This is a genomic window from Bythopirellula polymerisocia (assembly GCF_007860015.1).
GTDB lineage: Bacteria > Planctomycetota > Planctomycetia > Pirellulales > Lacipirellulaceae > Bythopirellula > Bythopirellula polymerisocia.
The window spans coordinates 95,700-113,646 of sequence record NZ_SJPS01000003.1 but is presented as its reverse complement, the minus strand read 5'-3'; the positions used below and the strand labels follow the sequence as shown (position 1 = coordinate 113,646).

Annotated in this window: 14 protein-coding genes; 9 read left to right on the top strand and 5 right to left on the bottom strand. The window is 52.9% G+C overall.

Annotated elements, in window-relative coordinates:
- Positions 1-3: 3 nt before the first annotated feature.
- The 5 genes from Pla144_RS09980 to Pla144_RS09960 are packed head-to-tail and all read right to left on the bottom strand — an operon-like array spanning position 4 to position 5,277.
- Positions 4-1,329 carry an alkaline phosphatase family protein gene (locus Pla144_RS09980; RefSeq protein WP_146450539.1) on the bottom strand — a complete coding sequence of 442 codons (1,326 nt, stop codon included), beginning with the start codon at positions 1,327-1,329 and terminating at the stop codon, positions 4-6.
- Positions 1,330-1,351: 22 nt separating this feature from the next.
- Positions 1,352-2,188: a sugar phosphate isomerase/epimerase family protein gene (locus tag Pla144_RS09975; protein WP_146450538.1), complete on the bottom strand. Its 837-nt coding sequence runs from the start codon at positions 2,186-2,188 to the stop codon at positions 1,352-1,354.
- Positions 2,189-2,238: 50 nt separating this feature from the next.
- Positions 2,239-3,153: a UbiA family prenyltransferase gene (locus Pla144_RS09970; protein ID WP_146450537.1), complete on the bottom strand. Its 915-nt coding sequence runs from the start codon at positions 3,151-3,153 to the stop codon at positions 2,239-2,241.
- Positions 3,153-4,019 (bottom strand): sugar phosphate isomerase/epimerase family protein, encoded by an 867-nt coding sequence (locus Pla144_RS09965; RefSeq protein ID WP_146450536.1) that lies wholly within the window; start codon positions 4,017-4,019, stop codon positions 3,153-3,155. The genes Pla144_RS09970 and Pla144_RS09965 overlap by 1 nt, the downstream gene beginning before the upstream one ends.
- A gap of 40 nt (positions 4,020-4,059) precedes the next feature.
- Positions 4,060-5,277 carry a class I SAM-dependent methyltransferase gene (locus Pla144_RS09960; RefSeq protein WP_146450535.1) on the bottom strand — a complete coding sequence of 406 codons (1,218 nt, stop codon included), beginning with the start codon at positions 5,275-5,277 and terminating at the stop codon, positions 4,060-4,062.
- A 233-nt stretch (positions 5,278-5,510) separates the two neighbouring features.
- Between Pla144_RS09960 and Pla144_RS09955 the strand changes: the two genes are divergently transcribed.
- From Pla144_RS09955 to Pla144_RS09915, 9 genes are all read left to right on the top strand, one after another.
- Complete coding sequence (locus Pla144_RS09955; RefSeq protein ID WP_146450534.1) at positions 5,511-6,392, top strand: DUF6690 family protein; 882 nt, start codon at positions 5,511-5,513, stop codon at positions 6,390-6,392.
- A 22-nt stretch (positions 6,393-6,414) separates the two neighbouring features.
- Positions 6,415-7,389, top strand: a complete 975-nt coding sequence (locus Pla144_RS09950) for a GNAT family N-acetyltransferase (protein ID WP_146450533.1) — start codon at positions 6,415-6,417, stop codon at positions 7,387-7,389.
- A 65-nt stretch (positions 7,390-7,454) separates the two neighbouring features.
- Positions 7,455-9,905 (top strand): PSD1 and planctomycete cytochrome C domain-containing protein, encoded by a 2,451-nt coding sequence (locus Pla144_RS09945; RefSeq protein WP_231936291.1) that lies wholly within the window; start codon positions 7,455-7,457, stop codon positions 9,903-9,905.
- 10 nt (positions 9,906-9,915) lie between these two features.
- A complete protein-coding gene (locus tag Pla144_RS09940; RefSeq protein WP_146450532.1) occupies positions 9,916-11,367 on the top strand; it encodes a DUF1501 domain-containing protein in 1,452 nt (483 codons plus the stop codon).
- 465 nt (positions 11,368-11,832) lie between these two features.
- Positions 11,833-13,308 (top strand): DnaA ATPase domain-containing protein, encoded by a 1,476-nt coding sequence (locus tag Pla144_RS09935; protein ID WP_146450531.1) that lies wholly within the window; start codon positions 11,833-11,835, stop codon positions 13,306-13,308.
- A gap of 117 nt (positions 13,309-13,425) precedes the next feature.
- Positions 13,426-14,328: a hypothetical protein gene (locus Pla144_RS09930; RefSeq protein ID WP_146450530.1), complete on the top strand. Its 903-nt coding sequence runs from the start codon at positions 13,426-13,428 to the stop codon at positions 14,326-14,328.
- Between the two features lie 131 nt (positions 14,329-14,459).
- The gene (locus Pla144_RS09925; RefSeq protein WP_146450529.1) at positions 14,460-15,473 is read left to right on the top strand and encodes an SMP-30/gluconolactonase/LRE family protein; all 1,014 of its coding nucleotides are present in this window, start codon (positions 14,460-14,462) and stop codon (positions 15,471-15,473) included.
- A 110-nt stretch (positions 15,474-15,583) separates the two neighbouring features.
- Positions 15,584-16,831, top strand: coding sequence for an MFS transporter (locus tag Pla144_RS09920; protein ID WP_146450528.1), 1,248 nt, complete (start codon positions 15,584-15,586; stop codon positions 16,829-16,831).
- Positions 16,832-16,931: 100 nt separating this feature from the next.
- Entirely contained in the window at positions 16,932-17,909 is a 978-nt protein-coding gene (locus tag Pla144_RS09915) for a DUF1559 domain-containing protein (RefSeq protein ID WP_146450527.1), read from the top strand.
- Positions 17,910-17,947 lie beyond the last annotated feature (38 nt).

Sequence of the window (17,947 nt, the reverse complement as noted above, 5' to 3'; positions counted from 1 at the left end):
AGCTTAAATGCCAAATTGTCGCAATACGATGTCTGCGACATCGGTATCGGCCAGCGGTCGTTCGACGAAAACACCGCGTTCCGACGAGAGCAGAACACCACGTTGCTCGGTGGTGTTTGCTGGTGCTCCGTGAGAACCGCGCACCAAGGTGGCGTCGAGCGGGATGCCTTTTGCCACCGGATCCCAAAACATTTCGACCGGATCATACCCAGGTTTGCGGTGGATATCGACTGTGCGAGCAAAGGCCGGTGCGAGTTTGTCGTCGAGCCACCAATAATACGCCTGCCAACTATTTGGCTCAGAGACAAGTACCAAGTCGCCCGCCAACGGGTGATTTAGATCGTACCTGTCCAGTTCGGCGTGCATTAAGACCTCAGCGATTCCCGCTTGGCCGGTGAATAGCTTTCTGACTTGCTCGCACACTTGAGGATTACGATCTTTGACGAACACATGTGAAAACTGATGATCGACCAATGCCCAGGCGCGGCTGGCATGGAAGTCAATTAGTTCACGTCCTTCGCTCAGACTAACCGAAAGCAGCCCAGCTTCACGCAGCAAGCGATTCGAGTAGCTCACATGCTCGACGGGGGTGATCACATACTCGCTGGCCACAAGCCACAAGGGTTCTCGCCCCTGGTATGCATGAGAAAACCCTTCGACCAGCCGACCGATCTGCTCATCCAGTTCACCGAGTGCACGAATTGCCGCAGAGCTGTCGGGCCCTTCTTTCTGGGAGGCGTAGTCGAGATGTGCGAGGTAGGCGTAAAACAAATTGGGGCGAAACCGCTCAGCGGCTGCAATCGCTGAGGTGACGATCCACTCGGTTGATTTGATATTGGCAAAAGGTCCCCAGAAGTGTTGCAGCGGAAAGTGGCCCAGCGTTTCCAGCAACTCCGCATAGAGCGCCTCAGGCTTGGAATAGCACCACAGACTCTCGCTCCCATCGGGATTGTGCTTCGGTGCCGGCCAACACACGATATCTGCCCCAGAGCCAACACTGTGGAGTGGAAACCAAGCGGCCGCAGTCAACTGAGAATCGTGTTCATGAATGATGTCCCAGAGCTGAGGTCTTTGGACGCAGCTATTGGGAGCAATCCACATTTCGCAACGTTCTTCTTGGCGGAAATAGAACCCGTTCGCGACCACACCATGTTCAACCGGCGGAAGTCCCGTCGTCATATTCGCTTGCACACAGCAAGTCACCCCGGGAAAACTTGGTACCAATTCCGCGCAGTCTCCCAGCTCGGTCAGCGCGCGAAGTCGAGGCATGTGAGCCAAGTCTTGGCGGCGGAGACCGGGAATGGAAAGGAGAATGACATGTTCAGACATAGTCAGCCAATAATTCGGTAGATCAAGACAGGTCGAGTAACGGACTTAGATAATCAAACGCCTTTTGAGCGGAAGCAGGTCCTACGTGGCTGTGGCGACTCAGTTCCACATGCAATGGCCCATCATACTCGACTTCCTTCAGGACTGCGATGACCAGGGGGAAATCGATTTCTCCCTCACCGAACATCAAGTGTTCATGGACGCCGCGGCGCATGTCCTCTATATGAACATTGACGATCCGATCGTGCCATTCGTAGATTACCGCCGCGATTGAACCATCATCCAGGCAATGTACGTGTCCCACATCGAGAGTGAGTTTCATGAATGGCGAATCGATCAAACTTATTAATTCCGCGTAGCTGGCCATTGTGTCAACCAGCATCCCTGGTTCGGGTTCAAAGCCCAAGCAGACTCCGTGTCGGCCAGCATAATCGAGCACCGGATGCAGGCTTTCGGCCAATCGAGCCATGCCATCTGCAGAGGCGACATCTGCAGGGAGGGATCCTGACCAGAGCGAAACACAATCGCTATGCAGCGCTGCTGCGATGTCGATCGAATGGCGTAAGAATTCAACTCGCCGGGGCCTCCCCTCCCCTTTCGAGGAAAGCAGGGTCGGTTGATGTTTGTGACGCGGATCAAGCAGATAGCGGGCCCCCGTCTCGACCGTTGAACTCAGGTTGTGATCGGCCAACGAGTTGCTGATTTCACACAACTCAGTCTCAAACTGCGGACCATAAGGATTGAGCGCCGCATGGTCGAGTGTGATGGCAATGCTTTGGTAGCCGATTGCCGCGAGCACTTCAATTGCCGCAGATAGACTGTGGTGCGCTAGCCCATTCGTGTTGTAACCAAGATACATTGCGAGAATCTCCGCCTGCGATCTCCAATATTACCGAGTCGATTGTACAGTCAAGTCTGCCCAGTCCAACGGGAAAGCAAACGAACTGGCACCAGTAGGAACAAAACACAGACTCCGGCCGACCAGCCCGCAGCCATCGCGCAGGCCGCCGCGTCGATGGGTATAAACAATGAAATTAGGGCTCCGACGGTTCGTCGTGCGCTAGTTTGATTAGGAGCTCGTAGCAATCGGTAAATCAAAAAAGCGGCAAATCCGAGGAGGAAAAAAGAAATCGCTGTCGCAGAAAAAAAAGAAATCGCTCGGTCTTCCATACTCAGCGGCTGCAAGAGCGCTTGAATCATCCCGCCGCCTACCAGAACTCCCCCGGCGATAAGTTCTCCCGAATGGCTTTCTGTGGCTTCGCGACGAGCAATCAACGTGAGCCCAATGGTGTAAATCCCGATACCAATCGCCCACATGATAGGATCTGACCGATCCAATAACGAATCCGCAACGCTCGCCCCAAGCAAAACATTGAGCAAACGACACAATCCCATGACCAGTGGCCCATAAAGGGTCGACTTGGCATAGATATCATAGAACAAGATCACAGATGCCAATGACAATGCGATTAGAACCGCACTGAAATCTCCAATGATCGTACTAGCAAAATATGCCGCAAGAATTCCTGCTCCGATCAGCCCCAAGCCAACACGATATGCGCTCCGCTTATTTATGCGCCCCGCCGGGATCGGTCGCTCAGGTCGTTCGACTGCATCGAGTTCCGCGTCGAACACATCATTGAGCATCATCCCCGCTTCGTAAAGACAAACTGAGGATAAGATTAGCAAAAGCAGCGGACCCACCGGCTGCCAATCTCGTTGAACCAAGAGAAACCCGGCTATGACATTGGACGCGGCCGTAAAGATATTAGCTGCCCGCATGAGCTGCCACCACGCCAGCCACTCGATCCTCGTGCTCGCCATTAGTTAGCCGACTCCGCAAGGCCTAGGGAATGTATTGAATCGCTCAAAAACTTGTGAGCTGATTTTGCGGCCTCGTCGGGGGAATCGATGTACGGGTAAAGTTCCACTGTGAGCCAGCCCTTGTAATCTGTTTTGGCTATTGCCTGCAATGTAGCAGGGAAGTCGATGGCCCCATGACCAGGTATTAAGTGTTGGTGCACACGGCTAGGAGCGATGTCTTCCAAGTGATAGTGGCGAGTATGCTCCGCCATTTGCGGTACCCAAACCTGCGGATCCTCTCTAACACAATAGGCATGCCCCACATCGAAATTCAATCCGACAATTGGCGCGTCCAAACGCGCGATGAACTCAAGATATTCATCGAACCGCTCGATAAAAAGTTCCGGCTCGGGCTCAATCAGAAGGCCAACCTGAAGCTTGCTAGCCAATTCAACACAAGGCATCAGCTCTTCGTAAAAGATGTCGGCGGCCTGCTCGCGGGTTTGATCCGGGGCAAGAAATCCTCCCGGTTCGGTTGTTATGTGTGGGGCACCAAGATCTGCTGCCAGCTGTAAGGATCGTTTGGTATGTTCCCGGCGAATGGCGCGATAATGGCGATCGGGATCGGTCCACCCCGGATGCCAATACGGCTGTCGCGGGTCGCCGACGGCATTCATCATAAAGGCGTTGATGTTAGATATCGTGAGCCCGTGGTCAGAGATTGCCCGGCGAATCGCCTCCCGTCGTTCAGGCAACAACCCCGCCGGCCAGGCATGGGGCACATCGGCCAGTAGTTCGATCCCGCGATAGCCAATCGCTGCAATGCGACGAATGGTCTCCTCGATCGAGAACTGCATATATGCGTTGGAACTGAAAGCGAGCTTCACAAATCTCTCCTGCGTGTGACGTTGTCCTGTAATTCTAATCTCAAGTTTGTGAGCCTGTTACCCCTGGTGCCGTGTATCTCTCAGCCAGAATGGCGATTTCCTTTCGTCCTTGCCGTGTGAGGAGCAATGTTGCCTTGTGGTCCCCATTGAGTTTGAACCGCTTCCGTAAGTCTTCGGGGCTCAGAGAAACGCCCCTGGTCTTAATTTCGAGTTCACCTATGCCACTCAAATGCAGATGCTTGGCAAGTCTTGGAACTCGCAAAGGCATCGTATCAGACACACTAAAACAAGTAATCAAGGGATGCTCCACTGGGTCGTTGCCGGTTAGATAAGCAGCCCCAGTAGACAGAACTTCACAACCAAGTTTCGTCGCCAATGCTCCAGTCAAGTGTGCCGCACGGATGCAGGGATCGGTGTCGAATACAAAATGCCCAACACCGACCGCAAGAGGTGCTTGAGTTTGAGGATCACCAACGAAAAAATCTGGCTCAGAGTTTACAGCATCATTTTTGATCGCCGTTGCCCGACGCTGTCCGGGAAACTTTGCTAACTCTCCAAACCAAGCTACTAGCTGCCGACAGCTTCGCGAGCGAGAGATCCACTCTAGCTCAGCGTTTTGTTGCCATTCTGGCGATAGCTCAGCTGCAGGAGCGAATTTGATCGCACCATTTGAAGCTGTCTTGAGCCATTGCTCAATCGTTGCCTCGCTCGGTGAATGCCACTGGGGACGCGTCGAGCGGCGACCTTCCACTCTCCGATCGGGATCGAGGTGCCAATGAATTGATGCATCGGGTGGGTACTCCTCCGCCGTGGTGGTTTTTAAAATCGCTTGTTCGTCGCATTTGAGGATGCGAATGTTGGCCTCAGCCAGCAGTGTCATTGTGGGATCTTGATCCAATCCAATAGTCAGTCCACGCTCTGCAATCGCTAGCAGGTCGCCGCCGATACCACAGCAGTAGTCAGTTACCTTCTTTCCAGCTCCGAAACGGCAAGCCTTGTACCTAGCGATTCCTAAGTCTGTTGCTTGTTGAAGGGCACGATCAGTGAAGAACATCTCTTGGGCGAGTGGACCGAACTTCTCAGCAGCTTTTGCTCGGAGGGTCACCTGCGCGGCAACCAGCCGAGCACGGCTTGTCGAAAGGGACTTCCGTAACTTTTCGATGAGTCGATGCGTCGGCAGCCCCGAATTGGCACCCTCGGTGAGCCATCTGCTTGCCTCATAGCTCACCAGCCAGTGATAATCGACAGAGTCGGTCATATTTACCCTATCGATTTCATAAGTAGTGACTTAGCGATTGGTTACGTCTCACGACGAATACAACGATTTACCGGAAAACACGCACGACTCCCGTCAAGTAAGCTGAATGGCAGGACTTGCCGGCCGGGAAGCAACGACTCCAGTGTGTCGATGAATACCTATGGGAACGGATTCCTGTGCAACGTCAAGCCACCCGTGCCAACTTTGAAGTTCCCATTTGAGGTCCGATCGTAATGTTTCCCCGTAAATTAGGAATCCCTTTGCTGCTGGGGGCTGCCGTCGCCGTCCCTTACGTTAAATCCAACGGGACCCAGGGTATCTCGGAATTCTGGAATTCTATGAGCGCCACGTCGGGCGAAAGTTCGCACCAAGTGCAGTCCTCCTCAACTGAATGGCAACAAACCAACACTCCGCCAAGCGGCCCAGGTGCCGAGCTATATCCGGTCCGGACCCCTCTGGAAGGGATCAGCAGTGTTTCACTGGAAGAGGTGTTTCGCTTTGATATTACCAAAGAATGGGTTTACCAACATTGGGCCCGCAAGTCGACCGCTTTGTCGGAATTGGGATTGTACGGTGTACGCATCCCCCTCGTCACTGGTACCCAGCTTACGGACATCGCTGGATCGCTGACCTACTTCTTCGATCCTTCAGGCCGCGTCCAAAAGATCACGTTCAAAGGAAATACGGGCGATACTACACAGCTTGTGATGCTGGTCATGCATCGTTATGGACTTCAACCGCAAACCAGTCTTGTGGCGGGGGAACAATTGTTCCAAGTTAAACGAGGCAGCGATGTGATGAGTGAGCTCCGCACCCGGCCTTCCCCGGTTCTCTGGTCGAGTTCACCCCACAATAGCTTTGCAGTCGAACTACAGCTGCAATCCCCAAGTGCTGCGACTCCCCTACCGGTGCAGCTTCCTCCCCTTCCGGAGGTGAAGACTCCTGTGGAACCCACACTCAGCGCCGACGAAGCCGCCAAAAAAATCCAAGAGGAAACCGCTGCCAATCAACTAGCCGCGAAAAAAGAACTGCAGGAATCGTTCAATAAGTTTTTCCCCCGCAGTCGAGTCCCGGAGGATCAAATCAAGAACCTGGACAAGCTTGAAGGCTACTAGCAGTTGTACGAGTTTGCCAAGAATGCAGGCTGATCTAACAGTCGACGTTGAAATGGATTATTCTGCGTCCATGAGCCAATTCAAGATTTACCGTTGTCCTCTATCTGAGAGAAAGGACGCCTTGAGGTGTCTGCATCGCGGAGTCTCAACGGATCAACAAGACGCCTTGGTTGCTACTCTTGAGCAACTGCGCCGGCAAGATTCGACCGTTTTAGAGGGTTTGTTCGTTGCGAAGGATCAGAGGGAGATACTCGCTGCCGCTTGGGTGCAACGCGCGGAGGGAAATACGGCAATCCTCTGGCCCCCCGACTTTGCTTCTCCCGCTGCTGCGGAACTAATGCAGTCCTTAGACGGACTTTTAAGCGAATGGGGCGTGCCACTTGCCCAAATGGTGATTGGAAAAGATGCAGAGGTCAATCTTGAACTCCTAGCCCTCGCAGGATTTCACAAGCTTGTGGATTTAGACTACCTCTCTTTGGAGAATCCTAAGGTTGATGCAAACTGGCCGAAAGGAGTCTTGTTCTTCGAACCACATGCGGCAAATCAGGCATCTCGATTGCAAAACTTACTTCTGCAGAGTTACGATGGGACTCTTGATTGCCCGCAACTGAATGGTTTGCGTGATCCTGCCGACGTGATTGCCAGCTACCAGGCGCAGGGCGTATATGAAGGAGAGCACTGGTATCTTGTCCAGCTGGATCGACAGGACATCGGTATATTGATTCTTGCCAAGCACGACAACGGAAAAGTCATGGAACTAGTTTACATGGGAGTCGTTCCCTCAGTTCGAGGTCGTTCCCTAGGTGAGGAAATCCTACGTCATGCTATTCGTTGTTCTGCCAGAGGGCGAGCAGAACGTCTTGTGCTGGCCGTCGACCCGCAGAATGCACCAGCCCAGACAATGTACCGGCGGGCGGGCTTTGCCGCGTGGGATCGTCGCACCGTCTATGCTAGGATCTCGAGCAAAGTAGCATCGCCAGATAGATCGGTCTCCTAAGAATCACCGCAATTTGCGCACCATTTCTTGGTTGTGATGAGCAAAGTCGTTATGATAAGGGGACAATGACTTTTCCTCGCAGACTTCCGCCCATGCTCGCCCTCAGCATGACTCTTATATTGACTCTTATACTGGGTTTTGCCCAAGACGACCGCGCCGATGCCGCCGGACTTAATAACCAAGTAAACTTTGCTCGAGTAATTAAGCCGATCCTTGCTCGAAAGTGCTTTGCTTGCCATGGTGCGGAGACTGCCGAGTCAGGCCTTGCCTTACACAGTGCACAGACAGCCTTCGCTAAGGGTGACTCTGGACTGCCTGCGATCGTACAGGGCAAAGCCGATAGCAGCGAATTGTTGCGACGGATTTCGTCGGAAGACGAGTTGGAGCGGATGCCGCCGGAGGGCAAGCCACTGTCGACAGAGGAGATCAATCTTATCCGCCAGTGGATTGATGAAGGGGCGAAGTGGGAAAAGCATTGGGCCTTCGAGCCGATCTCTCGGCCAGCGCTCCCCGAGGTACAACATACCGACTGGGTACGAAATGATGTTGATCGTTTCATCCTTTCGTTACTAGAAGCTTCCAGGTTACAGCCAGCCAAGCCAGCTTCCAAGAAAGTCCTTGCACGACGGATTTATTACGATCTCATTGGTCTTCCGCCGACTCCTGATGAGCTGGCCGAGTTTCTTGCCGACCACCGGCCAGATGCTTACGAACGTCTCGTAAATAAGCTGCTTGCTTCGCCCCACTACGGCGAGAGGTGGGCTCGGCACTGGCTCGACGTTGTTCGTTACGCTGAGTCAAACAGCTACGAACGCGACAGTCCCAAGCCCAATGTGTGGAAGTACCGCGACTATGTGATTCAGTCGCTCAACGACGACAAGCCCTACGATCAATTTGTCCGTGAACAACTAGCTGGTGATGAACTAGATGAGGTGACGGACGAAACTATGACGGCCACGGGCTATTACCGGCTGGGACTATGGGATGACGAACCAGCTGACCCCGTCCAAGCGCTGGCTGATGAGATGGACGAACTTGTTTCGACAACTGGTCAGGCGTTTTTGGGACTCACGGTTGGATGTGCTCGTTGCCATGACCACAAGATCGACCCTTTTCCACAAGCGGACTACTACGGGTTCGTGGCTTTCATGGGCGACGTGACAACCTATGGCACGCGAGCTGATCAGCTATCGAACAACCAATGGAGTACTGCACCGACAAAAATTCGTGCTCGGCAAGACTTGCTAAATAATGACCTGAAGAGCAAGGAAGCGGTCAAACTTCAGCTGGAGCAGCAAGCCATCAAACGAATGTCGGGTGTGCTTCAGCGACTGACTGAATCAGACAAACGGGAGGAAGTTCTCCGCGAAAACTTGCGGGCCCATTTAAAAGCCAATGAGGAACAAGAATATGACGTGACTCTCCAGGAGATCACTGCGCTCAATCAGGAAATAGAAAAGCTTGGCCACGATCACGCTGTTCTCGCTTTGGCCCGTACCGATTCCAGCCCCCCTGCGACACATATTCATGTGCGAGGCAACCCACATGTCCCGGGAAAAGATGTTGTCCCCCACTTTCCGCAAATATTAGGTGGCGAGGAACCGGAGATCACACCTCTCGGTAACCGTGCTTCTGTAGGCCGTCGACGCGTGCTTGCCGATTGGATTGCTTCCCCTGAGAATATGCTTACCAGCCGAGTGATTGCTAACCGGGTATGGCAGCATCATTTCGGACGTGGAATCGTTCGCTCACCCAATAATTTTGGGCAACTCGGAATCCCTCCCACACACCCTAAGTTGCTGGACTATCTGGCCAGCTATCTGACCGACCATAATTGGCGTCTTAAGTCACTGCATCGGCTGATTGTCACTTCGAGTGCGTATCGCATGTCATCGGAAGCTAATCCCGCTGGGATGGCTGTTGACCCCGACAACAATTTGTTCTGGCGGTTCGATTTCCGCCGTCTTAGTGCCGAAGAAATCCGCGATTCGGTGTTGGCCGTCAGCGGCAAACTCAACCGCGAATTGTACGGACCGAGTATCTACCCTCAACTCTCACAAGAGGTATTGGCGACTCAATCCCAACCAGGGCTTAATTGGGGCGATTCTACTCCAGAACAGCAGGCGCGGCGCAGTGTGTACATCCACGTGAAAAGATCGCTTTTGATGCCTCTCTTGACCGCATTTGACTTGCCAGACCCTGATTCGAGTTGCGAAGCGCGTTTTAATACCACACAACCTGCTCAGGCTTTCGCGATGTTACACAGCACATTTCTGCATGAACAAGCGACTGATTTGGCTCAGCGCGTGCAAAACGAGGCAGGGGCTGAAAAAAATAGCCAAGTGACTCATGCTTTACAATTGGTACTAGGTCGTGAGGCGAATCAGGAGGAGATTCAATTAGGCTTGGATCTAATCACTCGCCTGCGGAATGAGCATGGCCAAGACGCCAACGAAGCGCTCCGCTACTATTGCCTGGCATTACTCAATCTGAACGAATTCATCTATCTGGACTAGGACGACAAACATGTCCCAAACACGAAACTTTTGCGGACGCACACGACGAGAATTCCTTTGGCAAGCCGGTGCTGGTTTTGGTGCGACGGCTCTCGCAGGGATGCTATCGCAGGATGGCTTTTTCGCCAGTGCTGCGGCTTCCACACTGTCAGCCAAACCGCTCGCGCCACATCCAGCTCCTTTTGCTGCAAAAGCTAAGAGCGTTATTTTCTTGTTCATGTATGGTGGTCCGAGCCACATCGACACATTTGACTACAAGCCGTCGATGATCGGCATGGAGGGTAAGTCGGTTGCCGTGAAAACGCATGGCCGCGGCGGTCACAAGAACTCGGGCCGAATCGTTGAGCCACGGTGGAAGTTCCGCCAGTACGGCGAGTGCGGCAAATGGGTGAGTGATTTGTTTCCCAATCTCGCCCAGCATGTCGACGACATTGCCTTCTTGCATTCGATGACCGCCGAGTCTCCTATTCATGGCTCAGCAATGCTTATGATGAACTCCGGCAAGCTGCAGTCAGGCAGCCCCTGTTTGGGGTCCTGGGTGAACTATGGATTGGGAAGCGAGAACTGCAATTTACCGGGCTTCGTTGTAATGCTTGATCCTTCAGGAGGGCCGATATCCGGAGCGAAGAATTGGTCGAACGGTTACATGCCTGCCACTTATCAGGGGACCGTCTTGCGCACTACAGGTGCACCTATACTCGATTTGCAGTCTCCCGACGGGATGAACCGTGACTTGGAGCGCAAACTCCTGGACACGATTTCGAGAGGTAATCGGCAGCATTTGGCGGCGAGGGCAGACAATAGCGAACTAGCTGCTCGGATTGCCAGCTACGAATTGGCCTTTAACATGCAGGTCTCGGCTCCCGAAGCGGTAAATCTTGCCGATGAGACACAGGCGACGCTCGACATCTACGGAGTCGGCAAGCGGCCGACGAACGACTTTGGCACTCGCTGCCTCCTCGCCCGCCGATTGGTCGAGCGGGGCGTACGATTCATTCAATTGTACTCCGGTGGGGCCCACAACGACGCTAATTGGGACGCCCATGGTGACTTGGAATTCAATCACAACACACATGCTGGTGAGACCGACCAGCCCATCGCCGCCTTGCTCGCCGATCTCAAGCAACGCGGCTTGCTCGAAGAGACCTTGATAGTTTGGGGGGGAGAGTTCGGTCGCCAACCTACTGCCGAATACGCCGAAGGTACCGGTCGCGACCACAACTCGGCTGGTTTCACAATGTGGATGGCAGGAGGGGGCATCCGGGGAGGCCTCTCGGTTGGCCAAACGGATGAAATTGGTAGCCGAGCCGTTGAACACGAACTGCACGTCAAACGCATGCATGCCACTGTGCTCCAGCAACTCGGCTTCGACCCCAATCGCCTCAGCTATTTCTACAACGGCCTCGACCAAAAGCTGGTCGGAGTGGAGCATGTGGCTCCGATTCGAGAAATCATCTCTTAGAAGTTTTATGGATCCCGCAATTTTGCGTGAACAGGCGTTCTGGTGCCCCATGATTTTGTGGTTGGCTGATTGCCAGGAATGTTGCGGAGCTAGAAAGTGCGATTCCCGCTGATTAATGGCGTTTCTAACCGTCGCTCAGGCAACTCGATCAGAACTAGTTTAGAGCGAACAGATTTTCCACACGTGTACCTGGACTCAGCAAAATTTTTTTTGTCCTAGGTGCCGCTTCGAACCAAGTAAATACTCGCAATTCCTTAACAATTGGCGTTTGGACAACTGCAGCGCCGATGTCAAGTACTTCCTGATGGGTGCTAGCACTCTTAGAATCACTCCTTCGCGTGGCAGGGAATAGGCGACCCTCACGCATCCAAAGACGGGAAGACTCTCTTCTGGTTGGAGATTTGGCAAAAGTATTAGACGGGTTCGTGGTTCTCATCGGGCAATAGAGCCAGGCAGGAAGTGATCATGGAAGATTCGGACAGGCTGTCCGCTGTGCGCACCGAATTGGTAAATCGACTGGGCCGCCAGCGCTATGATCTGTGGATTGGTCCGCAGACGACGCTGGAGTTTTCGAAGGATACTCTGCGGGTCGGTTGTCCTACTACGTTCGAAGTGCAGTTTGTTCGCCGCCGTTTGCACCCGCATTTGGTGGAAGGGAGCTCGTTGATTGCAGGTAAAGAATTTGCCGTTGAATATTTTGTGCGACCTGCGCCACCCGCAGAGTTAAATTGTGAACAGCCAATTCAATTGCAGCAACAATTGTTTGACAGCGAACACAACTCAAATGGCGATCCGCCTAAATCGTCTCAGTTAGCTGAAACAGCAATTCAGGATTGCTTTCCTGCAGCGACGACTTGCAAATCGCCTCCTCGACGCAAACCTACGTCGAAAAAGCCGTCAAAATCCACCTTTGCAGAATTTGTTTCTGGCCCCTGCAACGAATTGGCCCTCCGCACGGCAAAAACCGTCACCGGTCGTTTAGGACACTATGGACCCCTCTTGCTCTATGGTCCTCCAGGTGTCGGCAAGACCCATCTGCAACATGCGATTTTGCAGGAAGTGCGAAGCAGAACTCCACGCATTCGTGCCGTGCGACTTACTGCCGAGCAGTTCACAAGCGAGTTTCTTGAAGCACTCAATGGGCGGACCTCACCCAGTTTTCGTCACAAATACCGCTCGGTCGATTTGCTGCTCATTGACGACATCCAGTTCCTTGTCGGCAAACGGGCTACCCTGGAGGAGTTACTTATCACAATTGACTCTTTGCAGGAGCGTGGCAAGCAAGTTGTGCTTACCTCAGCGGGTTCACCCTCGGAATTGCAAAAACTGAGTCCGGAATTGGCAACCAAGGTTTCTGGTGGATTGGCCATTCCTATAGAACTACCTGATTACTCCACACGCTTGGCACTTGTGAGGCAATTTCTCTCTCAAATGCACCCAGTCATCGGCATGGCTATCGACGGCGAAGTGGCTTCACTGATTGCCAATCAGATCGCAGGGAGTGCCCGCCAATTGCGGGGGGCAATCAACCGCCTGATCGTCACCAGCGAGGCACTGGGCAGGCCGCTTACTTCGGACTTGGCGCGGACGGTATTGGCGGAATACGTGCAGCAGATCACTCCCGCGGTGCGACTTTCTGATATCCAACAAGCCGTCTGCGATGTATTTCAGGTCGATCCCAGCAGTCTAAAGTCTAAGAGCAAAACCCGCACAGTGGCCGAGCCAAGAATGGTAGCCATGTGGCTAGCCTGCACACTAACTCGATCTGCTTTAGGCGAGATTAGCGAATACTTCGGTCGCAGAAGTCACAGCACCGTGATCTCGGCCCAGCGTCGCATCGACAAAATGGTTAGCCAAGGCACTAGCATCTCGGTTGCCAACCGTTCCTGCAAAGTGGAAGAAGCGATCCGGCAGGTGCGAGCGGCACTGCGGATCGCTTAATCGCATCTGAAACGCGGCATGTAGCGGATTTGGAGGTTCGCAAAATTTGCTGTAAAAACTAGGAACGTCCAAAGAATCTCGTCCATGGAAGTGTCCTAGCATTTTGGAGAAATGAAAATGAGACGATTTTTTCTCGCTGGTACGTTTCTTGTTTGGTCAGCTCTATCAATTTGTGCCGCAGAGTTCGCTCCAAAAGAGAGTACCATCCTTACCGACTTGGATATCGCCTTCATTGGGGCCCATTCGGCAGCAAATGAGTTGGACCTTGCTGCAGGGGGCCCCATTATTCTCCTCCGTGACGGACAACTCATCTTGGTTCGCAACAAGACTGAAGTTGCAGCCCCAATCATCCTCCCCGATTACGAAGCATTCAAGACGTTCGCTCATGTTCCGGTGGCGATCTATCTTCTGCTTGGGTCGGAGGGTGCCAGCACGCTCGACGACCAGCTTATTTTGCAATTGCGAGCATATCACGCTAAACTTGAAGACGTCGAGAACAACATCGAGCAAATCGATCTGAACGGCGACAATCTTGAGCGACAGAAAAGAATTCTCGCTGAGTCGAAGCGTTTCCTGGACAAAGTCGTACAACAGCATGGCTTCAGCACCGAAGAGTTACATTTGTTTACGCGGCGCATGCTACCGATGATTAAGGCAAATATTGCCTGCGCGGCTGCGAGTCAGCTCGATGCGATGCACAGTCAAGTGATGGGCTGGAAACAGGAAATGACTCCCGCTGAGTGGAATCGAGTACGAGTGGCCGTTAAGGGAGCAGTTTTAGCTCGCAATGGAAGCCTCGCCAAGCAGTATTTTGAGCGCCTGCTGAGGATTAAGGGAGAAGGGATGCGCCTCACATACATGGAACTCTATTTCCCTCCCACCCCGTTGCAGACCTTGCTTGCTACGCGCTCGGTTGATCGAGGTATCGGCAATGCCGTCTTTGGCGATCCTGATCGGATGTTCCGTGATGTGCTTGCGGATGCTGCAACGGCTCACATCAAGTGCATGAAATTCGAATAGTATGCCGATGGCATGCTCTGCACAGGGAAAAACGCTTGTAGCGGCCCTCTCGTGGAATCGTATAATGGGCAAAAAAGTCCCTTTTTACCAACATGGCAATCACTCTACGAATCGCCTGCTAGGAAAACTCAATGCAGATAGTAACTCTCAGCTTCCTGCTGATCGCCGCTCTGGTACCGCAACTCATGGCGGAGAACACAATAAACCTTCCAACTATCGGTGAAATAGTTCGAGTTGATTCGAAGTTGGACCAACTAGTCGGTCCCGATGCCCGGATCGAGGTGTTGGCCTCAGGGTTTGACTGGTCAGAGGGCCCGGTGTGGGTGCCGCGGGATGGGGGGTATTTGTTGTTCTCTGATGTTCCACAGAACACTATCTTTAAGTGGCAAGCTGGAAAAGGGATTACTATCTTCTTGAAGCCTTCGGGGTTCACAGGGGTGGGCTCCTACAGCAGCGAGCCGGGTAGCAACGGGCTTGCGCTGGATAGGGAAGGTCGCCTGATTTGCTGCGAGCACGGCGATCGCCGGATTTCGGTAATGCCGTGGGGTGAAGGCAAAAGAACCCTCGCCAGCAACTGGGAAGGAAAATGGTTCAATAGTCCGAATGATGTCGCTTGTCGCTCCAACGGTGATGTGTATTTCACCGATCCTCCTTACGGCTTGCCAAGTCGCGAACCTGACGAGGTTCAAGGCTACGGTGGCTGCGGAGTGTTTCGCATTGCGAATTCTGGCGAGGTGTCGCTTTTAACAAGAGAAATGACACGACCCAATGGTATCGCCTTCTCGCCCGATGAGAAAACTTTGTACGTCGCCCAAAGCGACTCCAGTGCACCAATCATTCGAGCCTTTGATGTGAACGACGACGGCACGGTGGGCAATAGCCGGATTTTCTATGATGTCAGCAGCGAGTATGGCAAACAAAAAGGCTCGCCTGATGGCATGACTATTGATACCAAAGGGAATCTGTTTGCTACGGGTCCCGGGGGAGTGCACGTGATCACGCCCGATGGAAAACTTCTAGGGCGGATCGACACGGGCGAGGCTACCGCGAATTGCACCTGGGGGGACGATGGTTCGGTACTCTACATTACTGCCGACATGTACTTGTGCCGGGTCCAGACCAGGACCAAGGGGATCGGTTGGTGAGTGTTTTGAAATACCGAACCTTAAGTGACCATCGGTGGTCTACCGTGGCGTAGGCTTCCAGCCTGCGGTGAAATATCGAAAACAAATGCTGTGGAGACATCGGCAACACTATGAGCCAGGGAGCTGTTTTAGAGATCGAATCACGACCAAGCTTGCTGGCGAGGATTGGCACGGCCTTTCTTGTTATTGCAACCGCTCATTTTGTAATCGATTTCCTAGCGACGTTGGTTCCGTCGAGCCTTGGTTTGATCGAAGTTCGCTGTGGTCTGAGTCATGAACAGGCTGCTTGGTTATTGGGACTGGGTCCATTCGCAGCAGGCTTGTCCCAACCCATTTGCGCGCTGATCAGTGACCGCTTGAGGACTAGGATTCTGATCGTTATTGGGATTGTAGTGGCTGGTATCGGTTTCGGGATGATTGGGCTGACTACAAACTCGGTTACTCTTTCTACGATCTATGTCGTAGGAATGGTTGGCGTAGGAATGTTTCATCCGATTGCCGCGACGACGGCTGCCCAACTCCATTATGATCGCCGCAATTCTGCTACTGGGGTTTTCTTTGTAGCCGGTATGATCGGGGGCGTTGCCGGGTCTTTCGTTTGGCCAAGGTGGTTATCCGACAACGGTGGATTCGATAGTCTTCCCTACATTGTTGCACCAATCCTGCTGTTTGCATTAGTTGTGCATCGCAAGTTAAAGGATATTACTCCCATCAAGCAGCACACTTGGCATACCAGCGATTTGAGCTTCTTGAGAGGTAACTGGACGAACGTGATCGTGCTCTACGCCGCGTCGTCGATGCGGTATTGTATCAATACCGCGCTCCTCTACTTATTCGTACGCTGGACGGAGCAAGTAGTTTCTGCGGAGCACGCACAGTGGAGCGCAGAAGCAGTAGCCAAGTACTCCGCTCCCATCGTGGGCAATCTCAACTCATGCATGATCTTTGGCATGGGATTGGGTGGTTTGTTCGGTGGTGCACTTGTGTCTCCGGGTAAAGAAAAAGGGCCGCTAATTTGGGTACCTCTTTTTTTTGCTCCACTCGTAGCATTGTTTCCACTTTTGGGAATTCAGATCAGCTATCTCATAGCTGTGTTTGCTGGTATAGGATTTGCATCGATGATCCCTGTCTCGGTCGCCTTGGCTCAGCACCTGTTACCTCATCGAGCGAATCTTGCCTCTAGCCTGATGATGGGTGGTGCTTGGGTGGTTGCTACTATCGGACCCCGCTTAGCTGAATTCGGCGTAACCCATTTTGGGATCGAAACCACTTTTGCACTGACGGCCGCTGTCCTGGCTGCCTCGGGGTTAATCTGCTGTGCCTTTCGGGAACCAACAGCTCCCTCTGTAGCTCCCTGAATTCAGCAATCTGCCCTCCCAGGGCGAAATTCGACAGGTGCATTGCGGCAAGCTATTCTTAAGGCGTACCTGGATTCGTCTTCCGAGAGAAAATCTTTCCGTGATTCATCGAGCACATAATCAGGCAAAACGCTCCCAAACCGGTTTCACCTTGGTGGAACTCTTGGTGGTTATAGCTATCATCGGGGTGCTGATCGCGCTACTACTTCCTGCGGTCCAAGCTGCCCGGGAGGCCGCGCGGCGGACCCAGTGCATTAACCACATGAAACAAATTGGACTGGCGGTGCAAAATTATCATGCGGCCCGTGGGCAATTTCCTTTCGCTGGAAGAGACTATGGATGGTGTCAGTATCCAGAGAAAGATGGTTCGTTCGAAATTCGTAACTGGAATGGCTTGCTGTTTTTACTCCCCTACCTTGAACAGCAGGAAGTTTATGACCAATTCGATCAACTTCACCCGGCGGTCAACAACATCGTTGGCAATGAGGGGTGTTGTGCTCCGACGAAGGCTCGGGGAAAACTGATTGGTGATGCAATCGTCAGTGGCAATGCCAATGTAGTCTCACAAGAACTGACTGCATTTTCTTGTCCTTCAGATATTGGCGAGCCGCGATTTCCGGGTGGGTTGGGTAAAACCAATTATGACTTTTCAGCCTATAGCAACTACCAATGCAAGCCGTGGTTGCGGCAACCCGATGAAGACCGCAGGTTGTTTGGAGAGAACACAGCCTATCGTGCTAAGGATGTGACGGACGGACTCTCACACACAATTGCCGTCTCAGAAACGTTGCGGGACGTGTATAACGGGCTGGGAAATGCCTGGGGTTACCGAGGCTGGGTCATGATGGGGATCGATGTTGGGGGAAATGGCATCAATGTTTATCAATGGCCGGGAGTAATATTCGACCCCCGCCGCTCACAATTAGCCAGCTATTCCAGTGCGGGAAGCCTACACAACAACGGTGCCAATTTGATGATGACTGATGGCTCGGTTCAATTCCTTAGCGATTCGACTGATAAAAACGTGCTAGAATCGCTCTCTACCTTCTCCGGTGAGGAATTGGTCACTCTGCCCTGATTGAGGTTCGACCAAGATAAGCCACGTGCCGCGTTTCG

Excerpts from the sequence above, each read along its gene's own strand:
- Pla144_RS09980 (WP_146450539.1), bottom strand. The coding sequence starts at position 1,329 with ATGTCTGAACATGTCATTCTCCTTTCCATTCCCGGTCTCCGCCGCCAA.
- Pla144_RS09975 (WP_146450538.1), bottom strand. The coding sequence starts at position 2,188 with ATGTATCTTGGTTACAACACGAATGGGCTAGCGCACCACAGTCTATCT.
- Pla144_RS09970 (WP_146450537.1), bottom strand. The coding sequence starts at position 3,153 with ATGGCGAGCACGAGGATCGAGTGGCTGGCGTGGTGGCAGCTCATGCGG.
- Pla144_RS09960 (WP_146450535.1), bottom strand. The coding sequence starts at position 5,277 with ATGACCGACTCTGTCGATTATCACTGGCTGGTGAGCTATGAGGCAAGC.
- Pla144_RS09955 (WP_146450534.1), top strand. The coding sequence starts at position 5,511 with ATGTTTCCCCGTAAATTAGGAATCCCTTTGCTGCTGGGGGCTGCCGTC.
- Pla144_RS09950 (WP_146450533.1), top strand. The coding sequence starts at position 6,415 with ATGCAGGCTGATCTAACAGTCGACGTTGAAATGGATTATTCTGCGTCC.
- Pla144_RS09945 (WP_231936291.1), top strand. The coding sequence starts at position 7,455 with ATGACTTTTCCTCGCAGACTTCCGCCCATGCTCGCCCTCAGCATGACT.
- Pla144_RS09940 (WP_146450532.1), top strand. The coding sequence starts at position 9,916 with ATGTCCCAAACACGAAACTTTTGCGGACGCACACGACGAGAATTCCTT.
- Pla144_RS09935 (WP_146450531.1), top strand. The coding sequence starts at position 11,833 with ATGGAAGATTCGGACAGGCTGTCCGCTGTGCGCACCGAATTGGTAAAT.
- Pla144_RS09930 (WP_146450530.1), top strand. The coding sequence starts at position 13,426 with ATGAGACGATTTTTTCTCGCTGGTACGTTTCTTGTTTGGTCAGCTCTA.
- Pla144_RS09925 (WP_146450529.1), top strand. The coding sequence starts at position 14,460 with ATGCAGATAGTAACTCTCAGCTTCCTGCTGATCGCCGCTCTGGTACCG.
- Pla144_RS09920 (WP_146450528.1), top strand. The coding sequence starts at position 15,584 with ATGAGCCAGGGAGCTGTTTTAGAGATCGAATCACGACCAAGCTTGCTG.